The sequence below is a fragment of the Polaribacter gochangensis genome (genome assembly GCF_046224025.1).
GTDB lineage: Bacteria > Bacteroidota > Bacteroidia > Flavobacteriales > Flavobacteriaceae > Polaribacter > Polaribacter gochangensis.
In genome coordinates this window covers 677,962-704,837 of the sequence record NZ_JBJXRF010000002.1, presented here as the reverse complement: position 1 = coordinate 704,837, position 26,876 = coordinate 677,962, and the positions used below count along the sequence as shown (strand labels likewise).

24 protein-coding genes are annotated in these 26,876 nt (G+C 28.9%); 14 read left to right on the top strand and 10 right to left on the bottom strand.

Going from position 1 to position 26,876, the window contains the following annotated elements:
• Positions 1-4: 4 nt before the first annotated feature.
• From ACEWL1_RS08450 to ACEWL1_RS08400, 11 genes are all read left to right on the top strand, one after another.
• On the top strand, positions 5-784 hold the full coding sequence (locus ACEWL1_RS08450; protein ID WP_409232862.1) for a hypothetical protein: 780 nt from the start codon (positions 5-7) through the stop codon (positions 782-784).
• Positions 785-818: 34 nt separating this feature from the next.
• Entirely contained in the window at positions 819-2,354 is a 1,536-nt protein-coding gene (locus ACEWL1_RS08445; protein WP_409232861.1) for an aldolase catalytic domain-containing protein, read from the top strand.
• Positions 2,354-3,079: a 3-deoxy-manno-octulosonate cytidylyltransferase gene (locus ACEWL1_RS08440; protein WP_409232860.1), complete on the top strand. Its 726-nt coding sequence runs from the start codon at positions 2,354-2,356 to the stop codon at positions 3,077-3,079. The genes ACEWL1_RS08445 and ACEWL1_RS08440 overlap by 1 nt, the downstream gene beginning before the upstream one ends.
• A complete protein-coding gene (locus ACEWL1_RS08435) occupies positions 3,076-3,687 on the top strand; it encodes an HAD family hydrolase (protein ID WP_409232859.1) in 612 nt (203 codons plus the stop codon). The genes ACEWL1_RS08440 and ACEWL1_RS08435 overlap by 4 nt, the downstream gene beginning before the upstream one ends.
• 4 nt (positions 3,688-3,691) lie before the next feature.
• Complete coding sequence (locus ACEWL1_RS08430; RefSeq protein ID WP_409232858.1) at positions 3,692-4,807, top strand: glycosyltransferase; 1,116 nt, start codon at positions 3,692-3,694, stop codon at positions 4,805-4,807.
• Positions 4,808-5,884, top strand: coding sequence for a glycosyltransferase (locus ACEWL1_RS08425; protein WP_409232857.1), 1,077 nt, complete (start codon positions 4,808-4,810; stop codon positions 5,882-5,884). It begins immediately after the preceding gene.
• The gene (locus tag ACEWL1_RS08420; protein ID WP_409232856.1) at positions 5,878-7,206 is read left to right on the top strand and encodes an O-antigen ligase family protein; all 1,329 of its coding nucleotides are present in this window, start codon (positions 5,878-5,880) and stop codon (positions 7,204-7,206) included. Before ACEWL1_RS08425 ends, ACEWL1_RS08420 begins: the two co-directional genes overlap by 7 nt.
• A complete protein-coding gene (locus tag ACEWL1_RS08415; protein ID WP_409232855.1) occupies positions 7,193-8,206 on the top strand; it encodes a glycosyltransferase family 4 protein in 1,014 nt (337 codons plus the stop codon). Before ACEWL1_RS08420 ends, ACEWL1_RS08415 begins: the two co-directional genes overlap by 14 nt.
• A complete protein-coding gene (locus ACEWL1_RS08410; protein WP_409232854.1) occupies positions 8,207-9,592 on the top strand; it encodes a phenylacetate--CoA ligase family protein in 1,386 nt (461 codons plus the stop codon). It begins immediately after the preceding gene.
• Positions 9,585-10,805, top strand: a complete 1,221-nt coding sequence (locus ACEWL1_RS08405) for a glycosyltransferase family 4 protein (RefSeq protein WP_409232853.1) — start codon at positions 9,585-9,587, stop codon at positions 10,803-10,805. Before ACEWL1_RS08410 ends, ACEWL1_RS08405 begins: the two co-directional genes overlap by 8 nt.
• A gap of 67 nt (positions 10,806-10,872) precedes the next feature.
• Positions 10,873-12,255 (top strand): exopolysaccharide biosynthesis polyprenyl glycosylphosphotransferase, encoded by a 1,383-nt coding sequence (locus ACEWL1_RS08400; RefSeq protein WP_409232852.1) that lies wholly within the window; start codon positions 10,873-10,875, stop codon positions 12,253-12,255.
• Here ACEWL1_RS08400 and ACEWL1_RS08395 read toward each other — a convergent pair.
• Genes ACEWL1_RS08395 through ACEWL1_RS08385 form a run of 3 tightly spaced genes read right to left on the bottom strand, consistent with a single transcriptional unit; the run spans position 12,235 to position 15,542 of the window.
• Positions 12,235-13,413: a lipoprotein N-acyltransferase Lnb domain-containing protein gene (locus tag ACEWL1_RS08395; RefSeq protein ID WP_409232851.1), complete on the bottom strand. Its 1,179-nt coding sequence runs from the start codon at positions 13,411-13,413 to the stop codon at positions 12,235-12,237. The two genes, ACEWL1_RS08400 and ACEWL1_RS08395, sit on opposite strands and share 21 nt — an antisense overlap.
• Before the next feature lie 5 nt (positions 13,414-13,418).
• A complete protein-coding gene (locus ACEWL1_RS08390) occupies positions 13,419-14,489 on the bottom strand; it encodes a putative type IX sorting system protein PorV2 (RefSeq protein WP_409232850.1) in 1,071 nt (356 codons plus the stop codon).
• A gap of 57 nt (positions 14,490-14,546) precedes the next feature.
• On the bottom strand, positions 14,547-15,542 hold the full coding sequence (locus ACEWL1_RS08385) for a YheT family hydrolase (protein WP_409232849.1): 996 nt from the start codon (positions 15,540-15,542) through the stop codon (positions 14,547-14,549).
• 111 nt (positions 15,543-15,653) lie between these two features.
• Here ACEWL1_RS08385 and ACEWL1_RS08380 point away from each other — a divergent pair, with 111 nt between their 5' ends.
• Positions 15,654-16,397, top strand: a complete 744-nt coding sequence (locus ACEWL1_RS08380) for a CDP-alcohol phosphatidyltransferase family protein (RefSeq protein ID WP_409232848.1) — start codon at positions 15,654-15,656, stop codon at positions 16,395-16,397.
• On the opposite strand, the gene lptB is transcribed toward ACEWL1_RS08380, so the two are convergent.
• Genes lptB through ACEWL1_RS08360 form a run of 4 tightly spaced genes read right to left on the bottom strand, consistent with a single transcriptional unit; the run spans position 16,394 to position 19,293 of the window.
• Entirely contained in the window at positions 16,394-17,128 is a 735-nt protein-coding gene (lptB, locus tag ACEWL1_RS08375) for an LPS export ABC transporter ATP-binding protein (protein ID WP_409232847.1), read from the bottom strand. The two genes, ACEWL1_RS08380 and lptB, sit on opposite strands and share 4 nt — an antisense overlap.
• Positions 17,129-17,171: 43 nt before the next feature.
• Positions 17,172-17,522, bottom strand: coding sequence for a carboxymuconolactone decarboxylase family protein (locus ACEWL1_RS08370; RefSeq protein WP_409232846.1), 351 nt, complete (start codon positions 17,520-17,522; stop codon positions 17,172-17,174).
• Positions 17,512-18,324, bottom strand: coding sequence for a twin-arginine translocase subunit TatC (tatC, locus tag ACEWL1_RS08365; protein WP_409232845.1), 813 nt, complete (start codon positions 18,322-18,324; stop codon positions 17,512-17,514). The genes ACEWL1_RS08370 and tatC overlap by 11 nt, the downstream gene beginning before the upstream one ends.
• Entirely contained in the window at positions 18,325-19,293 is a 969-nt protein-coding gene (locus ACEWL1_RS08360; protein WP_409232844.1) for a KpsF/GutQ family sugar-phosphate isomerase, read from the bottom strand. It abuts the gene before it with no gap.
• A gap of 161 nt (positions 19,294-19,454) precedes the next feature.
• Between ACEWL1_RS08360 and ACEWL1_RS08355 the strand changes: the two genes are divergently transcribed.
• Positions 19,455-21,650 carry a RecQ family ATP-dependent DNA helicase gene (locus tag ACEWL1_RS08355; protein ID WP_409232843.1) on the top strand — a complete coding sequence of 732 codons (2,196 nt, stop codon included), beginning with the start codon at positions 19,455-19,457 and terminating at the stop codon, positions 21,648-21,650.
• A 111-nt stretch (positions 21,651-21,761) separates the two neighbouring features.
• Complete coding sequence (locus ACEWL1_RS08350; RefSeq protein WP_409232842.1) at positions 21,762-22,997, top strand: TonB-dependent receptor; 1,236 nt, start codon at positions 21,762-21,764, stop codon at positions 22,995-22,997.
• Between the two features lie 7 nt (positions 22,998-23,004).
• Here the strand turns inward: ACEWL1_RS08350 and ACEWL1_RS08345 are convergent, their stop codons facing one another.
• The 3 genes from ACEWL1_RS08345 to ACEWL1_RS08335 are packed head-to-tail and all read right to left on the bottom strand — an operon-like array spanning position 23,005 to position 26,868.
• On the bottom strand, positions 23,005-23,682 hold the full coding sequence (locus ACEWL1_RS08345) for a ZIP family metal transporter (protein WP_409232841.1): 678 nt from the start codon (positions 23,680-23,682) through the stop codon (positions 23,005-23,007).
• The gene (locus tag ACEWL1_RS08340; RefSeq protein WP_409232840.1) at positions 23,682-24,410 is read right to left on the bottom strand and encodes an SAM-dependent methyltransferase; all 729 of its coding nucleotides are present in this window, start codon (positions 24,408-24,410) and stop codon (positions 23,682-23,684) included. Before ACEWL1_RS08340 ends, ACEWL1_RS08345 begins: the two co-directional genes overlap by 1 nt.
• 7 nt (positions 24,411-24,417) lie before the next feature.
• The gene (locus ACEWL1_RS08335) at positions 24,418-26,868 is read right to left on the bottom strand and encodes a T9SS type A sorting domain-containing protein (protein ID WP_409232839.1); all 2,451 of its coding nucleotides are present in this window, start codon (positions 26,866-26,868) and stop codon (positions 24,418-24,420) included.
• Between the last annotated feature and the right edge of the window lie 8 nt (positions 26,869-26,876).

The following is a 26,876-nucleotide window of genomic DNA, read 5'->3' as shown; positions in this document are numbered from 1 at the left end:
TAGTATGAGGTTTTTTGATATTATAAAATATACAAACAAATACTCTCGAATTAATAAATATTTATTTCTTGTTCTTAATTTATTTAAAAAAGATAAAATTATTGATCAGGATTTATTAGAAATTTGTAGTGATTATGTTAAAATAGCAGGTTTAGCAGCTGGCCCCTCTTTAAATAAATGTAAAATAGATAAGAAAACTTTATATATAACAACAAATTCGTCTTATTTATATTTAAAAAAAGATACAGATTTCGTGCATTTGATAAAAGACGTGAGTTATTTACAGAAATTTCTGTTATTTGGTTTAAAACACAATCCAAAACTAGTTGTTATTGAGATATTTACACATTCTAATGGTAACGGAATTGGTAAATTGTCATTTGAACTTGTAAAAAAATATTTAGGAAAAAGAAAATTTAAATTTCCAATTGTAGTTTCTAACAACGAAAACTTGATATCTGTTAATTCAAAAAACTATTATACAAAAAGAATTAAATTTATAAACGATAACAAGTTAATAAATCCAGATTCTAATAGTGGACTGATGATTTATGGATATTGTGTTTGGTTGACATCAATTATTTCTTCAATAAAAACATGTGAAATTTATGGATTAGATGCTGGTGAAGGAGGTGAGCAATATTTTAATGGAAGAAACACTATGCCTAATCATGTTGCTATGAGAGATGAAAATAAATACAATATGGGAGTTTTTATAGAAAATTCGCAAAATAAATTTTCATTCATTAAAAATTATTCTTACTTTAAAAATAATATAGAATAATAATAATAATAATAATCAATTTTATAATATGTCGATGAAAATTTTAGATTGCACTTTAAGAGATGGTGGTTATTATACAAATTGGGATTTTGATGATTCTTTGGTAAAGACGTATTTTAGGAACATGAATTTATTACCTCTAGAATATTTAGAGGCTGGGTATAGGAGTCCAAAAAAAAATGGGTATCAAGGGGAATTTTTTTATTGCTCAGAATTTACAATGAAAAGAATAAAAGATCTTTCAGGTAAAAAATTAGCAATTATAATTGATGAAAAAAGTGTAGATCTTAGTCATATAGAAGAATTATTAAAACCCTGTTTAGGATATGTAGATTTAATTAGAATAGCTGTCAAACCAGACAATGTATTTAAAGCTTTACAACTAGCAGAGAAGATTAAAAAAATGTCTTTCAAAGTTGCATTTAATGTAATGTATTTGTCTGAATGGCATAAGTATAAAGAAATAAAAGAGGTTTTATCAAAATTAAATAATTTGGTAGATTATTTTTATATGGTAGATTCTTTTGGAAGTGTTTTTCCAGAAGACATAAAAAACACAATTGAAGAAATTAGAGCATATTCAGATATTAGTTTAGGATTCCATGGACATAATAATATTGAATTAGGATTGATAAATACATTAACTGCGATAGAAAATGGTGTTGAAATTATTGATTCTACAGTAACAGGAATGGGAAGAGGTGCTGGAAATTTAAAAACAGAGCTCTTACTTTCTGTATTAAATAAAAGAGCAAGTTTGGATGTCAATTTTGATGCTTTAAGTGATGTAACAACAGCATTTGAAGAGTTGCGCTCTAATCATCAATGGGGTACATCATTGCCTTATATGGTTTCTGGTGTTAGATCCTTACCTCAAAAAGAAGTAATGGAGTGGGTTTCTAAAAAATACTATTCTTTAAACAGTGTTATTAGAGCATTAAACACACAATCAAATTTAGAAAAGCACACTCAATTCCCTGAATTTAAAAAAGTAAATAAATGTAAAAAAATTTTAATAATTGGCGGAGGGCCTTCTGTTATAAAACATCAAGAAGCAATTAAAGAATTATTAATGGCTGATTCAGATATGTCACTAATTCATGCATCTTCAAAAAATGCACTCCCTTTTAAAGATGTTGAAAATAAACAATATTTTTGTTTAGTTGGTAATGAGGGGGTAAGAATGTCTAAAGTATTTGAAGATTTAGATGGTTTTTCTGGAAACTGTATTTTACCACCATCACCTAGAAAAATGGGAACTTTTGTTCCAGAAAAAATTATACAAAATACATTTGAACTTTCTAAAGTAGATTTCACTTCCTTATCAAATGACGCTCATACAACGATTGCTATACAAACCGCTATTGATTTAGATGCAGAAGAGATTTATTTTACTGGTTTTGATGGTTATTTAGAAAGTGAAATGGCACAAAAAGACCATGAATTATTTTTTGAAAACTCAAAACTATTTGAAGATTTAGAGAAGCAAAAAGTTGAATTTTGTGCAATTACTCCAACAAACTATAAAACATTACCACAATCATCTATTTATAAATTGATTCATAACTAATGAAAATAGTTCTTGTAATACCAGCACGCTTTCAATCAACAAGATTGCCAGGTAAACCACTTGTAGATATTCTCGGGAAATCTATGATAAGTCGTGTTTATGAGCAATGTATTAAAGCAATGCCACCAGAATTGGTTTATGTTGCAACAGATAATGATGCAATTATGAAACATTGTAAAGAAAGAAATATCAATGTGGTTTTAACGAGTAATACTTGTTTGACAGGAACAGATAGAGTTGCCGAATTTTCTAAAGTTGTTGAAGCAGATTATTTTATAAATGTTCAAGGAGATGAGCCACTAATTGATCCTGAAGATATTATTAAAATTAAAAATGAGATCATTAATAATGAAGGAAAAATTTTAAACGGATATTGTCCAATTAAAACAGAAGATCATTTTAGAAGTGTGGGAATACCAAAAGTAACTTTTAGAAATGACAAGCGGTTATTGTATATGTCTAGAGCAGGAATCCCTGGAAATAAAGAGATTGAATTCAGCTTTGGATATCGACAAGTTTGTGTCTATGCTTTTCCGAAAAAAGCATTGACAGATTTTTATAATTATGGAAAAAAAACTGAATTTGAAAAAGAAGAAGATATAGAAATATTGCGTTTTTTAGAAATGGGTTATGATGTGCAAATGATAGAATTATCAGAATCAACTATCCCCGTTGATTATCCAGAAGATGTTCAGAAAGTAATTAATGTTTTAGAAGGAAAATGATAAAAGAATCAATTATTATATGGGATTTTGATGGTGTTATTTTAAATTCTAATAAAATTAGGGATAAAGGCTTTGAAGAGGTTTTAAAAGAATTTCCTGAAAATGAAGTAGCAGAATTAATGAGCTTTCATCATAAAAATGGTGGATTATCACGCTATGTTAAATTCAGATATTTTTTTGAGAAAATAAGATCAGAAAAAATTTCTGAAGAAGAAGTTGTAAAATGGGCAGAAAAATTTTCAAAAATCATGTTGCAATTACTTGCTGATAAAAGCCTTATTGTTGAAGAAGTTTTAGAGTATGTAAGAAAGTATTATAAAACGAAAACGATGCATATAGTTTCAGCTTCTGATCAAAAAGAGCTTAGAGCAATTTGTGCTAAAATAGAAATTGATAAATATTTTAAATCCATTCATGGTTCACCAACAACCAAAATTTTAAATGTAAATAACTTAATCTACCAAAACAAATATAATACAAGTGAAATTTTGCTAATTGGAGATTCTATTAATGATAGAGATGCAGCTGTTTCAAATAACATTAACTTTAGTGGATATAATAATGATAAGTTAAAGGAATTTGGTAACTATATACAAAAGTTCAGTTAATCAAATGAAATTCGGAATTATAACACATGCAGAACATAAAATAAAAGAAAAAGATATTTTTGCTTACGAACCTTATGTAAGAGAAATGAACTTATGGGCAAAACATGTTGATGAAATTGTAATTTTGGCACCAAAATCTAAAGAAAAAGAAATATCAAAAATTGAAACTCCATATCATCATTCAAAGCTAAAACTTGTTGAAATCCCTAGTTTTAATCTAACAACTTTAAAAAATAGTTTTTTATCACTTATAGTAATTCCAAAAATTTGTGTTCAAATTTATAAAGTGATGAAATCTGTAGACCACATTCACTTACGTTGTCCAGGAAATATAGGAGTATTAGGATGTTTTGTTCAAATTGCTTTTCCGTCTAAACCTAAAACAGTTAAATATGCTGGAAACTGGGATCCTAAAAGTAAACAACCATTAAGTTATAGATTACAAAAAAGAATATTATCGAGTACTTTTTTAACCAAAAATTGTAAAGTCTTGGTTTATGGAGAATGGAAAAATCAATCAAAAAATATAATCCCTTTTTTTACTGCTTCTTATTCAGAAGAGGAAATTACTGCTATTAAAACTAAAAATTTAAAAGCCAAAATTAGGTTATTGTTTGTTGGAAATTTTAGTGTTGGAAAGCAACCTTTATTGACTGTGAAAGTTGCAGAAATATTACTAAATAAAGGATATAACATTCAGTTAGATATGTTTGGAGATGGAGCAATATTTAATGTAGTTAAAGAGTATATTTCTAAAAACGAGTTGAATAGAAATGTGATTTTACACGGTAATCAACCTAAAGAAATGGTAAAAAAAGCCTTTCAAGAAAGTCATTTTTTAGTTTTTATTTCTAAATCTGAAGGTTGGCCTAAAGTTGTTGCAGAAGCTATGTTTTGGTCTTGTTTACCAATATCATCTAAAGTTTCTTGTGTTCCGTTTATGTTAGGAAATGGAGAAAGAGGTAGTATTGTAAGTAAAAGTATAACTGAAATTATAATTGAATTAGAAAAGTATATTAGTCAAGAAAATATTTATATTGAAAAAATAACTAAAGCAAAAGATTGGTCTCAACAATTTACTTTAGAAAAATTTGAAAAAGAAATTAAAAAATTTGTGTAATTGGAGCAGCTTGGTGTCATACAGATTATAGATTCACTTCATGTGGGCGGTGCAGAAGTTTTGGCTGTTAATATTGCCAACGGACTTTTTGAACAAAATATTAACTCACATTTATGTGCTACAAGAAATGAAGGTCTTTTAAAAGAAAATTTAAACTTTGGTGTTGGGTACATTTTTCTAAATAGAAAAAAAATCATTGATTTTAGAGCAATAATAAAACTTAGTAATTATATAAAAAAACACAACATTACAATTGTTCATGCGCATTCAACTTCTTCATTTATTGCTGTCTGTGTAAAAATACTCAATCCAAAAATTAAAATTATTTGGCATGATCATTACGGTTTTAGAGAATCATTAAGTGAAAAAAATATGATTCCTTTAAAACTATTTTCACTCCTTTTTTCAGCAATATTTACAGTCAATACCAAATTAAAAAATTGGTCATTAAATAATTTATACACTAAAAAAGTTTTTTTTATTCGGAATTTTCCAGTTTTTAATAATCAAGAAAAAATAACAGAATTGAGAGGCAAAAAAGATAAAAGGATTATTCATCTTGCTGGATATAGAAAAGATAAAGATCATTTAAACTTACTAAAAGCATTTCTTGAGGTTTCTAAAGCGAATACTAATTGGACTTTACATTTAGTTGGTAAATCATATAATGATGAGTATTCTAATTCGGTTAATGACTTTATAGAAACTAATAAGTTAACTGATAAAGTATTTCAGTATGGAGTTTGTTCTGATATTCAATATATTTTGTCTCAAGCAACAATTGGGGTATTGTCTTCAAAATCTGAAGGATTACCAATTTCATTATTGGAGTATGGCTTAGCAAAACTCCCAGCTGTTGTTACAGACGTAGGTGAATGTAACTTAGTCGTTAAAGACTTAAGATTCATTGTCCCCCCATCAAATAGTGTTATTTTAGCGAATGCATTTCAGTTATTGGTGAATTCTAAAGAAAAAAGGAAGATTTTAGCCTTAGAAATTAATGAAACGATTACTACAAAATTTTCTAAAGAAGAAGCAATTTTTAAAATAATAGAGATTTACAAAAACGAATGTTAAACAAAATCATAGAAAATAAACTATTATTAATAGGTATCCATATTGTAATTGGGTACTTAGCTACATTTTCTTTTTTTCCTAAAATATTTGGTTTTCTCTGTATTATAGTGCCAATATTCTTTCTAATATCTCAAAAAAATTTTAATGAAGAAGCATTAGTGTTTTCTGCATACATAGTTGGTGCTGAAGTTTTTTTAAGAATGACAAATTCTTTAGTGTTTTATGAGTCCGGTAAGTATGCAGTAATTTTATTTTTAACCTTAGGTTTTTTTTTAGGTAGGTTTAATCAAAGATTTGGTATTCATTTTTTATTTTATCTTTTTCTACTCTTTATAGGTGTTTTTTTAACAAGTGTTCCTGAAGGTGAATCTATCAGAAAAGCTATCGTTTTTAATTTAAGCGGCCCTTTAGTCTTAGGTATTTCTGGTATATATTTTTACAAAAGAAAAATTGCAAAAGAAAATTTATTAAATTCCTTGTTTAGTATGCTTCTACCTTTATTCTCAACTGTTACGTATTTGTATTTTAGGACACCAGATATAAAAGAAATAATTTTTGGAGGAGCTGCAAATTTTGAAACATCTGGAGGCTTTGGACCTAATCAAGTAGCTACTGTTATTGGAGTAGGTATATTTATTATATCTATTTTTATTCTAATAAAAAAAAGAATTACTGGTTTTGTTATTTTAGATGTAATTTTTTTAATGTACTTTATTTATAGAGGCTTATTAACGTTTTCTAGAGGAGGAATAATTACAGGTATTGTTGTTTTAATAGTATTTGCGGTATTTTATATTATTTCAAATAAAAATTCACTGAAAGTATTTATAAAATATCTTACTATTGGGGTAACTTTCTCTATGGCAATTTGGGTTTACACTTCTGGCGCTACAGGTGGTATGTTAGACAACCGTTATGCTGGGAAAAATGCAAGTGGAGTTCAAAAAGAAGATATCACTTCCGGGAGAGTTGATATTTTAGAAACCCAGATTCTGAGTTTTGTTAATAACCCTTTAGGGATTGGAGTTGGTAATGGTAAATATAGAAGACAAGACACTAATGAACACGTGACTGCTGTATCTCATAATGAAGCTGGAAGACTAATTGAAGAGCACGGGATATTTGGGTTAATTATTTTAGTAGGCTTAATAATTATTCCATTTTCTAATATTTGGTTTTCAACAAATTATCAAAGAGGCTATTTAATAGCTTTTTATTTGATTTGGTTTTTAACAATTAATCATTCCGCCATGCGGATTGCCTTACCTGGGTTTATTTATGCTTTGAGCTTAATTATAATTACAAAAAATGAAGAAGAGTAGTATTTTATATATTGGAAATGATTTGTCAGAAAAAAGTAAATACAACTCAACAATGGAGACATTAAGTAAATTATTAGAATCTGATGGGATGACTATTTATAAATCCTCTAATAAATTAAATAAATTAGTAAGGTTACTCCATATGTCTTTTTCAGTAATAAAATATAGAAAAAAAGTAGACTATATTCTTATTGATACTTTTAGCACAGTTAATTTTTATTATGCTTTTATAACATCACAATTAGCTAGAATTTTTAACATAAAATACATTTCTATATTACACGGCGGAAATTTACCAATTAGATTAGTAAATTCAAAAATACTATCTAAAATGATTTTTGCTAATTCATTCAAAAATGTCGCTCCTTCAAATTATTTGAAAATTGCATTTGAAAAAAAAAATTATGAAACAGTATTCATTCCAAATATTTTAGAAATAGAAAATTATTCATATAAAGAAAGGAAAAACATAAGGCCAAATATTTTATGGGTAAGATCATTTTGTCATATTTATAATCCAACTATGGCTATAGAAGTTTTATATTTAGTGAAAAAAGAATTTCCTAAAGCAACTTTATGCATGGTTGGCCCCGTAAAAGATGATTCAATTAATTTGGTAAAAGCTAAAGTTAAAGAATATCAACTAGAAAAATCAGTAGAATTTACTGGTGTTTTACCAAAAGAAAAATGGCACAAAAAATCAGTAGATTATGATATCTTTATCAATACCACAAATTTTGATAATACACCAGTAAGTATTATGGAAGCTATGGCGCTAGGTTTAATAGTGGTTAGCACTAACGCTGGAGGTATGCCATACCTAATAGATAATGATGTTGATGGTATTTTAGTTGATAAAGAAAATGCCAAGCAAATGGCAGATCAAATTTGTAACGTTCTAAAGAAACAACATATTCGTTTTACGAAAAGAGCACGAGAGAAAGCTGAAACTTTTGGTTGGGAAATAGTTAAGGATAAATGGATTAAACTTTTGAGATAAATGAATTTTTTTGAAAAAATATATGATATTACTCCTGTCTTTATTCAAAACTTAATGGTTTCTGCCTATGGTTATCAACTTAAAAAGAAAAAATATACAGGTGTTTTTTTTTCAAAACTAGAAGAATTTAAGCGACGTGAAATTTTTACAAAACAGCAATTCAGAGATTATCAAACTATAGAATTAAGAAAATTATTGAGCCATGCTTTTAATACAGTTCCATATTATAATGAAATGTATAAAAAACACGGATTTAATAACTCAACATTTAGTAAGTTTGAATTAGAAGATTTAATAAAACTACCTTTTTTAGAAAAAGAAGCATTACGTAAATATGGCACTACAACATTGCTATCAAAAGAAAAGAAAAAAGGAAATTTTATTTCTACAAGTGGTAGTACAGGTACACCAATCAAAATTTTTTATTCTCAAGAATTTTTTCAAATTTGGAGTGCTTTATATGAGGCAAGAGTTAGAAATTGGGCAGGAATTGATTTGAAAATGAAAAGAGGAATGATTGGTGGAAGAAAGATTTTGCCAGATGCAGTTTCAACACCTCCTTTTTATCGCTATAATCTAGCTGAAAAGCAAACTTATTTTTCTGCATATCATATTTCAAAAAAGAACTTAAATAACTATATTGAAGGTATTATTAATAATGATATTGAATATATGGTTGGATATGCAATGAGTAATTATTTTTTAGCAGATTTAATTGTTAAAAATAACTGTAATGTTCCAAAGTTAAAAGCTGTTTTGACATCTAGTGAAAAATTAACAAAAGAAATGAGGGTGACTTTTATGAAAGCATATAATTGTAGAACATTTGATGCTTATAGTGGTGTAGAATCTTGTGGTTTAATTTCAGAAAATATGAATGGAGACTTTTTATGGAGCTCTGATGTTGCTATTGCAGAAGTAATCGATGAGAATTATAACTATACTCAAGAAGGTGAGCTTATATCAACTGGTTTGTTAAATTTTGATCAGCCTTTAATACGTTATCGAATAGGAGATTTTATTAAAGTATCAGAAAATCAAGAAACTAAATCAGGATCTAAAATGTTGAAAATTGATGAGATTTCTGGGAGATTAGAGGATGTGATTACAACTGCAGATGGAAGAAAGATAATTAGTTTATATAGATTGTTTTCAGACATTCCTTATTTAAAATTATCACAAGTAATTCAGAATAGTTTCACAAACTATGTAATAAATATTGTTGTTGAATCATCGTTTTCTGAAAAAGAAGAAAGAAAAATAAAACAACGTTTTTTTGAAAAGATTGGAACAAATGTAACTTTATCTATAAATAAAGTAAACAATATCACTAAAGAGAAAAATGGGAAATATAAATTAACAATATCAAAAATAAAAAATGCCTAAAAAAACAATATGGATTATTAACCAAACTGCGGGAACATTTAATTCTGGTTGGGGAGAGAGACATATTAGCCTGAGCAAATATTGGGTTTTAAAAGGTTATAATGTTAAAATAATTTCAGGTTCGTACAATCATTTATTTAGAAATCAACCAAAAATTTCTAACAAATTACTGACTAAAGAAAAAGTTGAAAAAGGGATAGAATTCTATTGGATAAAAACACCAAAATATCTTAATGCAGGTTTTGGGAAATATTGGAGTAATATCGTATTTACTTTAAAATTGTTTTTTTTACCTCAAAAAGAAATTGAAAAACCAACTATAATCTTGGTTTCATCAATGCCTATTTTTCCTATTTTAAGCGGTGCTTATTTTAAAAAAAAGTATAAAGCTAATAAACTGATTTTTGAAATTAGAGATTTATGGCCGTTAACACCTATTTATTTAAAAGGATTTTCTAAAAACCACCCATTTATAAAAATAGTTGGTTGGTTTGAGAAGTTTGCATATAAAAAATCTGATTTTATTGTTTCGTTATTACCAAATGCAAAAGAATATATTACAGACATTTCTAAAAATGAAAAAAAATTTAAATACATACCAAATGGAATTGATTTAGTTTCATTAGAAAACGAGCTGTTACCAAAATTAATTGTAAATAAAATTCCTAATAATAAATTTATTATTGGTTATGCTGGTACTTTAGGTATGGCAAATGCAATGGAATATTTTTTTGAGGCATCTAATAAACTAAGAGAAAATAATCATATTCACTTTGTTGTAGTTGGTGATGGACCATTAAAGCATCAGTTTGAAAATCAAGTTAAAAATAATGAAAACATTACTTTTATAAATAAGATAAAAAAAAGCCAAGTCCAAAATATATTGGCTTATTTTGATGTTTGTTTTATTGGGAGATATGATTCTCCGTTATATCAATATGGGGTTTCTTATAATAAATATTTTGATTATATGTTGGCTAAAAAGGTGATTCTAGAATCTTCAAATTTAGTTAAAGACCCAGTAGAACTATCCGGTTGTGGTATAATTGTTAAACCAGAATCTGCTAAAGAAATTGTTAAGGCAATTATAAAATTATATGATATGAAAACCGAGGATAAAAATAATTTTGCTGTTAAAGGGTTTGAATATGTTACAAAATATCATAATTATAAATACCTTAGTAATTTATATTTAGAGATATTTAATTATTAAGACATAAAAACTTATTACATTTGATATAATCAACAATCTCATCAAACTGTTTTTCTAATGAATTAATATGAGCAAAAAGTCATTTCATATAGACATTTCCGAAAGAAAATTATTACTTAGAACTTTTGATGTCGTTTCAATGCTCTTAAGTTTAATTATTGCATCCAAATATACAAGTTTTACTTATATAGATGTAAATAGTGATTTAATATATAGTTGGTTTTTTATTTTAGCTATTTATTTTATACTCTTTGGTCAAATATTTCAGCTTTATAATTTAAAAGTTTCAAACAATAGATTTTTAGTAATTAGAAGTGTATTTGTTACTACTTTAATTACGACACTGTTTTATGTTTTTTCACCTTTTATTACTCCTTCTTTACCAACCAATAGGCTTCAGGTAATTTATTTTTTCTTACTCATAACTTTACCGGTTATCATATGGAGATTTTTATATATTGCCCTTTTATTTTCACCTAGATATTTTAAAACCATAATTGTCATTGGTCATACTTCAAGAACAGAAAAGTTGATAGAATTAATACAATTTAAAAACTATCACAACATTGCAACTTATGTTTCTAATGCAGAGATTGAAGGATTAAATAACTTTAACGATGTAAAAACTGTAGATTTAATTGAATTAGTTCGCGCTAATATGGCTTCAGAAATTGTAATATCAACATCAGGTTTTTCTGGAGATACCATAAGTAGGTTAAACAAACAATTAATTTTTCTATTTGAAACAGGTGTCAATATAAAAAGTTTTGAAACGTATTATGAAGAGGTTACCAATAGAATTCCAAAAGAGTATTTAGATTTTAATTTTTATAAAAATATTAATTTTAGTGTAAACAATGACAATCAGTTTTTTCATTTTACGCAAATAGTAATTGATGTATTAATTTCTTTAATAGGAATCACATTTTTTATTTGTATTATCCCATTAATTCTTATTGGAAATTTAATAGGAAATAGAGGACCATTATTTTACACTCAAGATCGTGTAGGTTTTAAAGGAGAGGTTTTTAAAATATACAAACTGAGATCTATGGTTAAATATGCCGAAACAGATGGAGCCGTTTGGGCCAAAAAAAACGATAAAAGAATTACTTCTTTTGGGAAGCTTCTAAGAAACACTAGATTGGATGAATTTCCTCAGTTTATAAATATTCTAAAAGGAGAAATGAGTTTAATTGGCCCTAGGCCAGAAAGACCTGAATTTGTTTCTGATTTAGAAGAGAAAATTCCGTTTTATGCAATAAGACATATAGTTAGACCTGGTTTAACAGGCTGGGCACAAGTTAATTATCCGTATGCAAACACTATTGAAGAGCAAGAAACTAAATTAAGATATGATTTATACTATATAAAAGAAAGAAGTTTCTTTTTAAATTTCAAAATACTTATCAAAACAGTTTCTACAGTTTTATTTTTTAAAGGTCAATAACACTTTATTTAGAAAGAAAAAACGAATCCCTAATAGCATTACAAAAGGAAGAATTGCAAACGGTAACAATTGTATTTTTCCAATCCAAATTATTGGAATAATTAAAAGTAAAACAATGAGCACCTTTACATACGTTTTTATCCACAATCTAGGGGTTTCTTTTACAATATAAAATGCAACAATTAGATTAGGTGCAAATGCCCATAAAAAATTAAAGTTGTTTGGAGTAGTAGAATGATCGGTAAAAAACCACAAGAATGCAATTAGAGCTCCAATTATTCCTGTAAAAAAGAACAGTAAAAAATCAAACCATTTTGTTCTTTGGTTTCTTTTTATATCTTTATAGGTGATAAAAATTCCAAGCAATAAAATGAATGTAAAAACGATAAACGGATTGAAAAAGGAAGGTGAAATTTTTAATTCTTCAAACTTTAAAATATAACGATCGTTTTTAATTAAATTTTCAGAAATAGCGCCTCGCTTCACAGTGGCATTTTTAAACCCGCTATACACATAATCTGGTAAATACATGTGTTGTTTTGCAGTTGCTACTTTATCTAATTTACTTCCTAAAGCTAAATTTATTCCGAAACTTCCCCAAGTGTTCCAAGGTATTTCAGCATTCATTAGTTGTCTAAAAGATTGATTTTTTTCAATATGTTCATTCTTAAAATTAGCTTTATCTTTTAGAACCGTCTCTGTTATTTCTCTTAAGATAGTAGCACAATTATTAAAAAAAGGATCATATAAATACGTTGCATTTTCTGGTGTTGCATTGTTCTCTAAATATTCAAAAAAATGTTGCTTTTCTTGTTGATTAAGATTCAGAACTTGCTCTTTAATCCAACGTTTATCTTTTTGATAACTTCTCACAAAATAATGAAAAGGATAACTTTGCAGTTTGTATAATAATTTTCCTTTTGTAAAATTTAAGTAAAAATTTGGTGCATCAAAATCAAAAATCCCATAATTGTAGGCGGTATCAAAATCGGTGTCTTTTACTCTTATTGTACTATGTCCAAAGCCTTCGTACAATACTTTCCCAGGTCCTGCAGTGATAATGCTAACTTCTGCTTTTTCTGATAATTTTTTATGTTGAGAAAAGGTAAGTTGAATTACAAACAACATCAGAAGTAAAGCAATAATTTTTGTTTTCATAATTCTTAATTTCTAAAAAATTTATAATCAATCTTGATTGAAAAGATATTTGAATACAGTGCATTTCCAACACTTCCAATATTTGTTAATGCATAATCTATATGAATTCCGTTGTACTTAAATCCAACGCCAAAATTTGGCTGTAAAGAGATTGATTTACTTCCGTCAAATTGAGTTGTGTTTTGAATATTTCCAATTCCGCCACGTACATAAACCAAATCTGTATAATCTAATTCGAATCCAAATGTTGGGTCAATACTTACAACGCTTGATGAAATAATGTCGTTAGTCTGCGCAAATCGCATGTTTAAATTAACTTCTGTTAATAGATGAAAATCTCTTGCTACTCTAAATTTTCGTGCAACACCGAGCTGTATTTTAGGTTTGGTAATTTCTGAAGTTTCTGGTAATTCTTGATTTTGACCAGGAATCGAATTTTTAATTTTATCAAACTCAATTTCGTTAATATTCCAAGTATTATACGTTGTTGTGATATCTCGAACCATTAATCCAAATTTCCAATCGTTTCTTTCGAACTGAATTCCGGCATCAAATCCAAATCCCCACGAAGAAGCAAAATCGCCAATAACTCTTCTAAGAACTTTGGCATTTACACCAAAATACATGTCTTTAAAAATTAAGTTTCTAGCGTAGGAAAACGTAAAAGCATAATCAGCAGCAGAAAATAAACTAATTCTATTAAAATTAATATTTCCCTGACTGTCAATAAGTTCAGTGGTGTTTAAAATATCGTCAACTCCAAATCTTATGATAGAAATTCCAACCGCACTTTCATCATCAATTGGTAATGCAATGGCGGCAAAATTATAATTTGCCATTCCTGCAAAATAAGAAGCATGCATTAAAGAACCTTCGTAGTCTTCTAAATTTACTAAACCTGCAGGATTCCAATAAATTGCATTGACATCATTACTTGTTGCAACAACCGATTTACTCATACCTAAAGCTCTAGCATCAACACCAATATTTAAAAATTCGTTCGAATAATTTCTAAAGGTTTGCGCAGTTATTTGAAATGCACAGAAAAAGAACAGAAAGAAATAATGTTTTTTCAAAATAAACGGTTGCTTGTTACAAATATCTTAAATCCTATTGTAATAACCATTGTTAACTTAAGATATTGTTTGTGTAACTAGGATTTGAATATTCTCATCGATAAAACGACTAATTCGTTTTTCTAGCCATCTACTTTCTTGTTGTTTAAATGTTGATATAAATCCAACATGACCACCATATTTTGTGGCTTCAAGAAAAAAAAATTCTGAATCTCCTGCTTCTTCAAACGGAAAACATTCAGGACTTAAAAACGAGTCATCTTTGGCATTTATTAATAAGGTAGGCTTATTTATTTTTGATAAATAAGGCTTTGAACTTGCTTTTTGCCAATAATCTTCTGGACTTTCGAAACCAAAAACAGGAACCGTATATAAATGTTCTAAGTGTTTAAATCGTTTTGCTTTAAAAAGTTTGTCTTTATCTAATCTAAAATCTGGAAATTTATATGATTTTTCTAGTATTTTTAATCGGATGGTTTTTAAAAATTCTTCGAGATATAGTTTGTTTTTTAATTTGTCCATTTCGCGTTCTGAACTTGTAATGTCGATTGGAACTGAAGTTGCAATGGCACCTTTTATTTTTGGAGAAAGTTTTTCTGAATATTCTCCCATATACTTCAACGTTAAATTTCCGCCTAAACTAAAACCGATAATAAGGATGTTTTCATAGTAATAATTATTTAATAAATGCTTAACAACAAAATCTACATCTTCTGTTTTTCCGCTGTGATAGGTTCCTAACAACCAATTGTCTTCTCCGCTACAACCACGCAAATTAAATGATACAGTATCAATTCCTTTACCATTTAACTCGTTTGCTGTAGAAAGTATGTATTTAGATTCTGAGCTTCCTTCTAAACCATGAATTAAAATTGCCAAGGTATTTGAGTTTACTTTAGAAAAATCTAAGTCGATAAAATCGTTGTCCCATGTAAAAACTCTTTTGCGAGAATAAGCACAGGTTTCTTTCATAAATAATGGACGATACATTGTGTTAAAATGGCCATTTTTAAATGGTAGAGAAGGATTATAATCCGAAGTAAATAGCGGCATAGAACTTTTTTAAAACAGTATTTGAATACAAAGATGATAAAAAAAGAAGTAAATTGAAACAAGAGCAAACGGATTTCCTTATTTTTGCTTTACACAAATCCGAAAATCAAGATGAAAAAACACATTCCGAATATCATAACTTTAGGAAATTTATTATTTGGGACTATTGCGGCAATTGCTGCTGTAAATGGAAATTTTGAAATTGCAGCTTTGTCTGTTACAATTGGAATTCTACTTGATTTTTTTGATGGTTTTTTTGCACGAATCTTAAATGTTTCTGGAGAATTAGGAAAACAATTAGATTCTTTAGCAGATATGGTTACAAGTGGAGTAGTGCCTGGAATTGTAATGTACACATTGTTACAAGAAAACGCATTGAATTTGTTTGAAAGAAAAGCAGATACTTTACATATTGCTTCTTTTAGCACTGGATATTTACCTTATTTTGGTTTGTTATTAACCTTGGCAGCTTGTTATCGTTTGGCAAATTTTAATATTGATGAACGCCAATCTGATTCTTTTATAGGAATGCCAACTCCGGCAATGAGTTTGTTTGTACTTTCATTCCCGTTAATTCCGATTTATTCTGACAATCAATTTTTTATTGATTTGGTACAGAACAATTATTTTTTGATTGGAATTACGTTAGTATTAAGTTTTTTAATGAATGCGGAAATTCCGTTATTCTCTTTAAAGTTTAAGAATTATGGAATAAAAGAAAATCTTTTGAAATACGTTTTTTTAGTAGCTTCTATAGCTATGATTTTAACCTTGGAAGTTATTTCTATTCCGTTAATAATTATTTTATATGTGCTACTTTCTGTGGGAAGTAATTTGAATAAGAAAAAAGCTTAGAATTTTCTCTTTTTTAATTCGAAATCTTTACCAAGATATACTTTACGTACAGTTTCATCAGCAGCCAATTCTTCTGGAGTTCCGCTTTTAAGAATACTTCCTTGATACATTAAAAAAGTTTTATCGGTAATAGCTAATGTTGCTTGTACATCATGATCGGTAATTAAAATACCAATATTTCTGTTTTTAAGTTGCGCAACAATACTTTGAATATCTTCTACCGCAATTGGATCAACTCCAGCAAAAGGCTCATCTAATAAAATAAATTTTGGATCAGAAGCTAAACATCGTGCAATTTCTGTTCTTCTTCGTTCTCCACCAGATAATAATTCTCCTTTATTTTTACGAACATGACCTAAACTAAATTCTTCAATTAAAGATTCTAGTTTTTCTTTGCGTTCTTTTTTTGTTCTATCCGTAAATTCCAATACAGACATAATGTTTTCTTCTACAGATAACTTTCTAAATACAGATGCTTCTTGCGCTAAATAACCAATTCCTTTTTGAGCACGTTTGTACATCGGATCGTTGGTAATTTCTTCATCATCTAAATAAATATGACCAGCGTTGGGTTTTATCATGCCAACAATCATGTAAAAAGAAGTGGTTTTTCCTGCGCCATTTGGACCTAATAAACCAACGATTTCTCCTTGAGATACTTCCAAAGAAATTCCTTGAACTACCTTTCGGCTTCCATAAATTTTTTCAATGTTATCTGCTCTTAATATCATGTATCAAATATACAAATTGAGATTTAGTGAACTCTTAAATTAATTATAAATCGTTTTGCTCTAAAGCTTCCCAGAATTCGTATGCTCTACGTAAATGCGGAATTACAATTGTACCACCAACCAAAGTTGCGATAGACATAGTTTCCATCATTTCTTCTTTTGTAACCCCTTTTTTATAGGCTGTTTCTAAATGATATGCAATACAATCATCACAACGTAAAACAGCAGATGCAACCAAGCCTAACAATTCTTTGGTTTTTACAGGTAAATGACCTTCTGTAAAAGCATTGGTATCTAAATTAAAAATTCTCTTAATAACTTTATTATCGTTGCTTAAGAGTTTATCGTTCATTTTCTGACGATAGTCGTTAAATTCTTTAACTTTATTTGGCATTTTTTAATTGTCTTTTTAAAACAAAACCAGAAATATAAATACTGATTTCATATAAAATTAATATTGGAATTGAAACAATTATTTGACTCGCAACATCTGGAGGTGTAATAATTGCGGATAAAATTAATACTAACACCAACGCATGTTTTCTGTATTTTCTTAAAAATTCTGGAGTAACCAATCCTAATTTTGATAAGAAATAAATGACAACGGGTAATTCAAAAACTAAAGAAATACCCAACATGGTATTGGTAAATAAACTGATATAAGAATCTAATGTGAAATTATTAACGATGTTATCACTAATTTGATATCCGTAGAAAAACGAAACAGACATTGGCATGATCACATAATAACTAAAAGCAACTCCAATAAAGAAAAGAAAAGACGCTATAAATAAAAATCCTCTCGATTTTCTTCTTTCTGTTTTGTGTAATCCAGGAGCAATAAAACGCCACATTTCCCATAATAAATAAGGAAATGCAAGGATAACGCCTAAAATTATTGACACCCAAAGAGAACTCATTAATTGCTGAGTTAACGATAAAGCTTGCAGTTTACTTGGAATTTCAACGGCACAAAAACTACTATCTATGCCAATGCTTCCAAAAACATGACAGAAAAACCGATAGGTAACAAAATCTGAATGTGTATGTGCAATAATAAAATCATTATACACTTCTTCTCTAAAAACAAAAAGCACAATTGCAAAAACAAATATTACAGCAAAACTTCTAACTAAATGCCAGCGTAATTCTTCTAGATGTCCTAAAAAAGACATTTCTTTTTGTTCATAACTCATTTAAAAAATACCTTCTTTAATTAAATCGTGTAAATGCACAACACCTAAATAATCACTTGTGTCGTTTGTTACTAAAATTTGTGTGATATCGTTGGCTTCTAATGTTTCTAAGGCATCAATTGCCATCGCATTTATAGAAATTGTTTTTGGGTTTTTAGACATAATATCATTTGCTGATAGCGAATTAATTTCTGTAGATTTACTCAGCATTCTACGAATATCTCCGTCGGTTATAATTCCAACAATTTTATCATTTTCAACAACAGCAGTAACGCCTAATCTTTTTTCTGTGATTTCTACAATTACTTTAGTAATACTACTGTCTTTATTAACTTTCGGAATTTCATTATTCTTTATCAAATCAGAAACACGTAAATACAATCGTTTTCCTAACGCTCCACCTGGATGATATTTAGCAAAATCATTACTAGAAAAGCCTTTTAATTTCAATAAACAAACAGCCAAAGCATCTCCCATAACTAATTGTGCGGTTGTGCTTGTAGTCGGAGCTAAATTATTTGGACAGGCTTCTTTTTCTACAAATGTATTTAAAGCGAAATCTGCATTAGTTCCTAAGAAAGAATCTACATTACCTGTAATTGCAATGATTTTATTTCCATAATTCTGAATTAACGGAACTAGAACTTTAATTTCTGGTGTATTACCACTTTTAGAAATACAAATTACAACATCATCATTTTGTATGGCTCCTAAATCGCCATGAATTGCATCAGCAGCATGCATAAAAATTGCTGGAGTTCCGGTAGAATTAAAGGTGGCAACAATCTTAGTAGCAATATTAGCGCTTTTACCAATTCCAGTTACTATAACTCTTCCTTTAGAGTTTAAGATATATTTAACCGATGCTTCAAAATCGGCATCAATAAAATTTACTAAATTAGCAATAGCATTACTTTCTATAAGAATAGTTTCTTTTGCTGTAGTTATGATAGAATTAAGGTCTTTCAACGTTTTATAATTTTAGTAGTAAAAAAAAAAGTTATATCTTTAAAATATTGTAGAAAACACTTTTAATTTGCTTCTACAAATTTACTATAAATAATGATAGACCCAAACCAAAACTTGGTTTTTAAACAGACACTAATAAATACCCAGATTGATTGATTGATATGAGTGATGAAATTGATTTATATGTACCGTTAAAAAAGTTTTTCGGATTCAATAAGTTCAAAGGTTTACAGGAAGAAGTTATTAAAAGTATTTTACGAAAGAAAGATACATTTGTAATAATGCCAACTGGAGGAGGAAAATCGTTGTGCTATCAATTACCAGCATTAATGAGTGAAGGAACAGCAATTGTTGTTTCTCCTTTGATTGCTTTGATGAAAAACCAAGTAGATGCAATTCGTGGTATCTCTGAACATAGAGGAATTGCTCACGTTTTAAATTCTTCATTAAATAAAACGGAAGTAGCTCAAGTTAAAAGTGATATTGAAAGCGGAATCACAAAATTATTATACGTTGCTCCAGAATCTTTAATCAAAGAAGAATATGTAGCTTTTTTAAGAACTCAAAAAATTTCTTTTGTTGCAATTGATGAAGCACATTGTATTTCTGAATGGGGTCACGATTTTAGACCAGAATATAGAAATCTTAGAACAATCATCAAGCAAATTGATAATGTTCCTGTAATTGGTTTAACCGCCACAGCTACAGAAAAAGTACAAGAAGATATTTTAAAAACATTAGGAATTTCTGACGCTAAAACGTTTAAAGCTTCCTTTAATAGACCTAATTTATTTTATGAAGTACGACCAAAAACAAAAGATGTTGATAAAGATATTATAAGGTTTGTAAAACAACGTATTGGTAAATCAGGAATCATCTATTGTTTAAGTAGAAAAAAAGTAGAAGAAATTGCACAGGTATTGCAGGTAAACGGAATTAAAGCTGTTCCGTATCATGCAGGACTAGATGCAAAAACAAGAGTAAAACATCAAGACATGTTTTTGATGGAAGATTGTGATGTAGTTGTAGCAACGATTGCATTCGGAATGGGAATCGATAAACCTGATGTACGTTTTGTAATTCATCATGATATTCCTAAAAGTTTAGAAAGTTATTATCAAGAAACGGGTAGAGCTGGTAGAGATGGAGGAGAAGGTTACTGTTTGGCATTTTATGCATATAAAGATATAGAAAAACTAGAGAAATTTATGGCAAGTAAACCTGTTGCAGAACAGGAAATTGGTCATGCTTTGTTACAAGAAGTAGTAGGTTATGCAGAAACTTCTATGAATAGAAGAAAATATATTTTGCACTATTTTGGAGAAGAGTTTGATGAAGTAAATGGATTAGGAGCAGAGTTGGATGATAACACAAAAAATCCGAAGAAAAAACACGAAGCGAAAGAGGAAGTTGTAAAACTACTTTCTGTAGTGAGAGATACGAAAGAAAAATACAAAGCAAAAGATATAGTTAGTACAATAATTGGTAAAGAAAATGCCATGCTAACATCTCATAGAACACACCGTCAGCCTTTTTTTGGAATTGGAAAAAACAAAGAAAACACATATTGGAAAGCGTTGATTAGACAGGTTCTAGTTGCTGGATATTTGCGTAAAGAAATTGAGCAATACGGCGTTATAAAAATAACAAAAGAAGGGTTGGATTTTATTGATGCTCCTACATCATTTATGATGACGGAAGATCATACATACACTAGCGACAACGATAATTCTATCATTACAAATACCAAAGGAAATGCTGGTGGAGTAGATGATAAACTAATGGCAATGTTAAAGGATTTACGTAAAAACATAGCAAAGAAACTAGGTGTTCCGCCTTTTGCAGTTTTTCAAGATCCATCTTTGGATGATATGGCGTTAAAATATCCTATTTCTTTAGAGGATTTAGCAAATGTTCATGGAGTCGGAGAAGGAAAAGCACGTAAATATGGCGCTGAATTTATAAAACTAATTACAAAATATGTTGATGAAAATGATATTTTAAGACCCGATGATTTAGTGGTAAAAAGTACTGGTGTAAATTCAGGTTTAAAATTATATATCATTCAGAACACAGATAGAAAATTGCCTTTGATTGATATTGCAAAATCAAAAGGATTGAGCATGGAAGAATTGATTAAAGAAATGGAAGCAATTATCTTTTCTGGGACCAAATTAAACATCAATTATAGCTTAGACGATTTATTAGATGAAGAACAGCAAGAAGAGATTTTTGACTACTTTATGGAAGCTGAATCTGATAAGATTCAAGAAGCTTTAGATGAATTTGATGGCGATTATGATGAAGAAGAACTTCGATTAATGCGAATTAAATTTATAAATGAAGTCGCTAATTGATTATGTATCAAAATTTTAAAAAATCTATTTTCACTTTTAACACTCTTTTGACATACTCTTAACATTTTTAAGGCACGATAATTGTACTTTTCGCTCCATAAAAATAATATTATGCTAATTAAAAGAAGTGCACTATTTATGTTGTTGTTATTTACAATAACATCAACTTTCTCTCAAGAAAAAGAATCAAAATTAAATGTTTTTCTAAACTGTAATTTTTGTGATCAATCCTATATCAAACAAAATTTAGAACAAGCAGAATTTGTAAGAGACCAAGAATTTGCAGATGTGTATTTATTTTTCACCAACCAAAATAATGGTAGTGGTGGTAGAGTTTATGAAATTGATATTGTTGGCCAAAATGATTACAAAGAATTTAAAGATAAAATTACGTATTCTACAAACTCTGATACGTCAAGAGATGAAAGTAGAAGTTTAATGCTGAAAAATATCCGTTTAGGTTTGGTTCGTTTTTGGATGAAAGCAGGTTTACAGGATAAAATTACTATTACAATTAAGAGATCAAAACCAGAAGATGAAATTGAAGAAGTGGACCCGTGGAATAATTGGATTTTTAGTTTAGGTGCAAATGGTTTTTTTAACGGACAAGAAACATATAGCAGCAGCAATTTAAATTTTAATGCATCCGCAAGAAGAATTACCGAAAAAAATAAATTTATTTTTAGATTGAGATATGGTAATAATAAACAAGTGTATAAATTTGATGGCGAACCAGATCAAATATATAATAACAGTAATAAAAACATAACATTATACAATGTGTTTAGTTTAGATAGTCATTGGTCGGCAGGTATATTTAGTTATTTCGGAGGTTCAGACTATTCTAATAAAAGTTTATACGCAAAACTAGCGCCAGCCATTGAATATAATTTTTTTGATTATAAAGAATCGTTTAAAAAACAATTAACCATAGCCTATAGAATTGGTGGAGATTACACAGAATACATAGAGAAAACTGTTTTTGGTGAAACAGAAGAGTTTTTATGGAATCATTCTTTAGGTCTAGAATCAAGTATTAGACAAACTTGGGGGAATATTAATGGATCTGTGAGGTATGAAAGTTATTTGCACGATACCGCATTGAACCAATTTTCTTTTAACTTAGGAGCGAGAGTAAGACTTTTTAAAGGTTTTTCTTTTAATATTGGAGGAAATTATAACATTACAAACAATCAAATTAATTTGCCAGCAGGTAATCTTACTGTTGAAGAAATTTTACTACAACAACAACAAATTAAATCTGGATATAATTATTTCTTTAACGTTGGTTTTAGTTACACATTTGGATCGATGTTTAACACCGCTGTAAATCCAAGATTTGATTAAGTTATTACTAAATTGTAACTATAGTTATTAAAATCCCTAATACAATAGCAATAAACTTCTGCAGATTGAATTTGTGATTTTCAGAACTTTCAAACAATATAATGGTAGAAATGTGTAAAAACACTCCAATTATCAATGCAGTTATCTCGGTGTGATAATCTGATATAAAAGCAATTTTATCAGCAACTAAGACACCTAACGGACTCATGAATGCAAATACACTTAAAAATGTTATTATTGTGCTTTTTGTGAATTTAGAATGAATTAAAAAAGTTGTTAAAACGATGGCAATCGGAATTTTATGTACAACGATTGCTAATAATAAATTAGTGTCATCAGAATGAATTGGAATCCCTTCAGAAAAGGCATGAATACATAAGCTGATAAAAAGTAATATCGGAAATTTAGTTTCGTGAGAATGCACATGGATATGTCCGTGTTCTGCACCTTTAGAAAACGATTCTAAAACGGATTGAATTACGATTCCTGCTAAAATAAAAATACCAACTCTTTTCGTATTCGTTGTTTCAATAAAAACTTCTGGCATTAAATGTAAAATAGTAACAGACAGTAAATAAGCGCCACTAAAAGACAATAATAAACGTGTAATTTTATTTGATGGTTTAAAGATTAAAACCACCAAAGCGCCAATTAAAACTGAGAGAATTAACAATATATAACTCATTACGATACTACAAATATTAATCTATTAGAAGTTTCTTTATCAAAATCTGATAAAGAATAATTACCAAAAATATGATTTATTTTTAATCCTGCTTTTTTAAAATAAGAAGTAAATTTTTCTGCATCTAAATATTTAACTCTTTCAAAATAAGAGTGATTTTTTCTGTCAATTGTAAAGGTAATCTCTTTAATGATAAAACCATTTTCAATTTTTCTATGGATCAAAAAATCAATTCCTTCGATTGATTTTACTTCATTTGCAACCAAATTCTTTTTTACATCAAAAACATTTAAAAAATCGATGACTGCAACACCATTTTCTTTCAATCCTTTTTTTATGTTTTCTAAAACCTTGATGTCTTCTTCATCATCTTCAAAATAACCGAAACTAGTAAATAAATTAAAAATGGCATCGTATTTATTTACAATTGGATTTCTCATATCATGCTCAGCAAAATTCAATCTTTCGTTGGCAAAAGTTTTAGCAAAAGAAATGTTGTTTTCAGACAAATCGGCACCAGTTACTTTGTAGCCTAAAGAATTTAAAAACACCGAATGTCTTCCTTTTCCGCAAGCAAGATCTAAAATATGAGTAGTTGGTTCTAATTGTAAGAATGAAGTAATATTTTGCATGAAAATACGTGCTTCAGTATCATCTCTATCTTTATATAGTGTGTGATAAAAAGGAGTATCAAACCACGAGGTAAACCAATCTTTTTTTGTGTTCAATTTAGAATTATTCAATTAAAATTTTTGATGCTTCTTTTTGTCCATTTAATAACTGATAACTTACAACATACATTCCTTTACTTAAATGCTCTATATTGATTTCTACTTTGTTATTAGTTATCTTGTATGTTTTTTTAAGGACACGTTTTCCCAATATTGTATAGATTTCTATGTCTACACTTTTTAAAGTATTGGATTGCAAATCTAAAGTAATTTTACCTGAACTTGGATTTGGATATACCTTTTTTATTGTTGAAAGATTAGAAAAAGCATCAACAGCTAGCGTAGAAGTATTGTAAGAAAATATTCCACCTCCTTTTGTTCCTGTATACAACGTTTTTCCACCGGATGAAAAAGCTAAAGAAGTGATTGCTCTATTCGTTAATCCTTGAGAAATATTTGTCCAATTTACGCCAGCATCAGTTGTCATATATGCTCCTGTATGAATATCTCCAACAATTATATTGTTTTTGTTAGTGGGATTTACAGCGATAGCCATTAATAATTTTGTGGGAAAATCAGTAGAAGTGTTTACTTCACTTAAAACTTGTGTCCAATTACTTCCATTATCAGTAGATTTGTATACACCTTTACTTTTTGTGACAGCATAAATTATTGAATTATTATCAGCTAATGCGATTCCATGAATTGTTTGATCAGGAATTCCTTGAGAAATATTTGTCCAATTTGCGCCACCATCGGTAGAGTGAAATAATCCATCGCCGCGCAAACCAATATAAACCGAGTTTTCATCAGTGGTATTCACAGCCAAGGCTGTAATATTTAAGTTTGTTGCAGCAATTCCTGTTGTTCCACTTTGTGTCCAAGTTTCTCCTGCATCGGTAGATTTATAAACCCCAAAACTATTTGGAAAATTTGTGTTATCAGGATCGCTATAAAAAAATTGATAAGCAAAACCAGCATACATTGTTGTTGGATTGCTCTTAGAAATCACAATTTCTTTTGCTCCATGTCTTTGATTAAAATCACTTGCATTTGCGGTTGGTTGATTAAATTTTGTTGTCCAACTTGTTCCTCCAGTTGTACTTTTTAAAATCAAACCTTCATGTTCATCAGAAATAAATAGAGTATTACTATTTGTTGGGTGTATTGCTGCTCCGTACCATTCTGCTGAATAAGCATCTTTATAAAATAAACCATCATACGTTGCTCCATTATCCGTAGATTTAAATGGGCCGCTTCTTCCAATGGTTAAAAAGGTTTGTGGATTTTGTGCATCCGTTAAAACTTTATGAATTGTTGCTCCAGAATAACCAGTTCCTAAAACTTGCCAAGTTTTTGCTCCGTCTGTCGATTTAAAAATTCCACCACCATAATTTGCTGCGTATACAATATCTGGATTTGTTTTGTCGATTGTAATCTCAATTGGAACTCCAGCTCTTATTCCGTTTGGTCCCCAAGCAGAAGGAGAAGTTGGTAATCCTCCACGATGACCAGTCCAAGTTGCACCAGCATCATTACTTCTATAAAAAGCGTAAGCACTTGCTGCATAGACAATATTATTGTCTGATGGAGCAATTTTCACTGCATTAAAAACATCTTCTGTATAACCAGGTAAAATAACATCTGTTGAAGAGATTACTTGAGTCCAAGTAGTTCCGCCATTTGTAGATTTAAAAACACCTCCTTTAATTGGTGTATTTAAATTTACTTCAGCATTGTTTCCTGTAGCAATATATAATAAACCTGGCGTTGCAGCATCTGACATTCCACCAATAAATAAACTTCCAGTAATTCCAGTATTTGCTTGATTCCAAGTAGTTCCACCATCTGTAGACTTCATAATTCCCATTCCTACAGTATTAGAAGCTTCTCTGTCAAAAATCCCTGTTGATGAAACTAAATTTATTGGATTAGCACCGATACACAACCATCTTGCTAAACTATCTCCGCTCCAAATTTTTGTCCAATTTTCGCCGCCATCGGTAGATTTATAAATAACACCATTTACTTTTTCAAACTCGTTTCCTTGATTTCCAGTCGGAATCTCACCGCTTGCAAAAAGAGTGTTAGAGTCGCCATTAACAACACTGATTTCTCTAAAAACAATATTTGTTTCTATAATTCCATTGTTTTTCTTTGTCCAATTTTCTCCACTGTCTGTCGATTTATAGATTCCACTATCATATTGTGTTCCTGCCCAAATAGTTGTTGGATTATTTTGGTCAATAGCTACAGTAAAAACGGGAATAGCATCGTTTGAGTCTCCATTTCTTGAAGTGATTCCATTATTTTTTGGAACCCAAGTGTTTCCACCATCAATACTTTTATGAATTCCAGATAACGCATCTGTTATATAAATAATTTGATTATTTGTAGGATGAATTTTTATATTATAACCTAAACCGCCAATTGGGCCTCCAGTTCTTTGCCATTGTTGACTGTGTAAACTAAAAGCAAATAAGAATGATAAAATGAAAAGTATTTTCGTCTTCATAAATAATA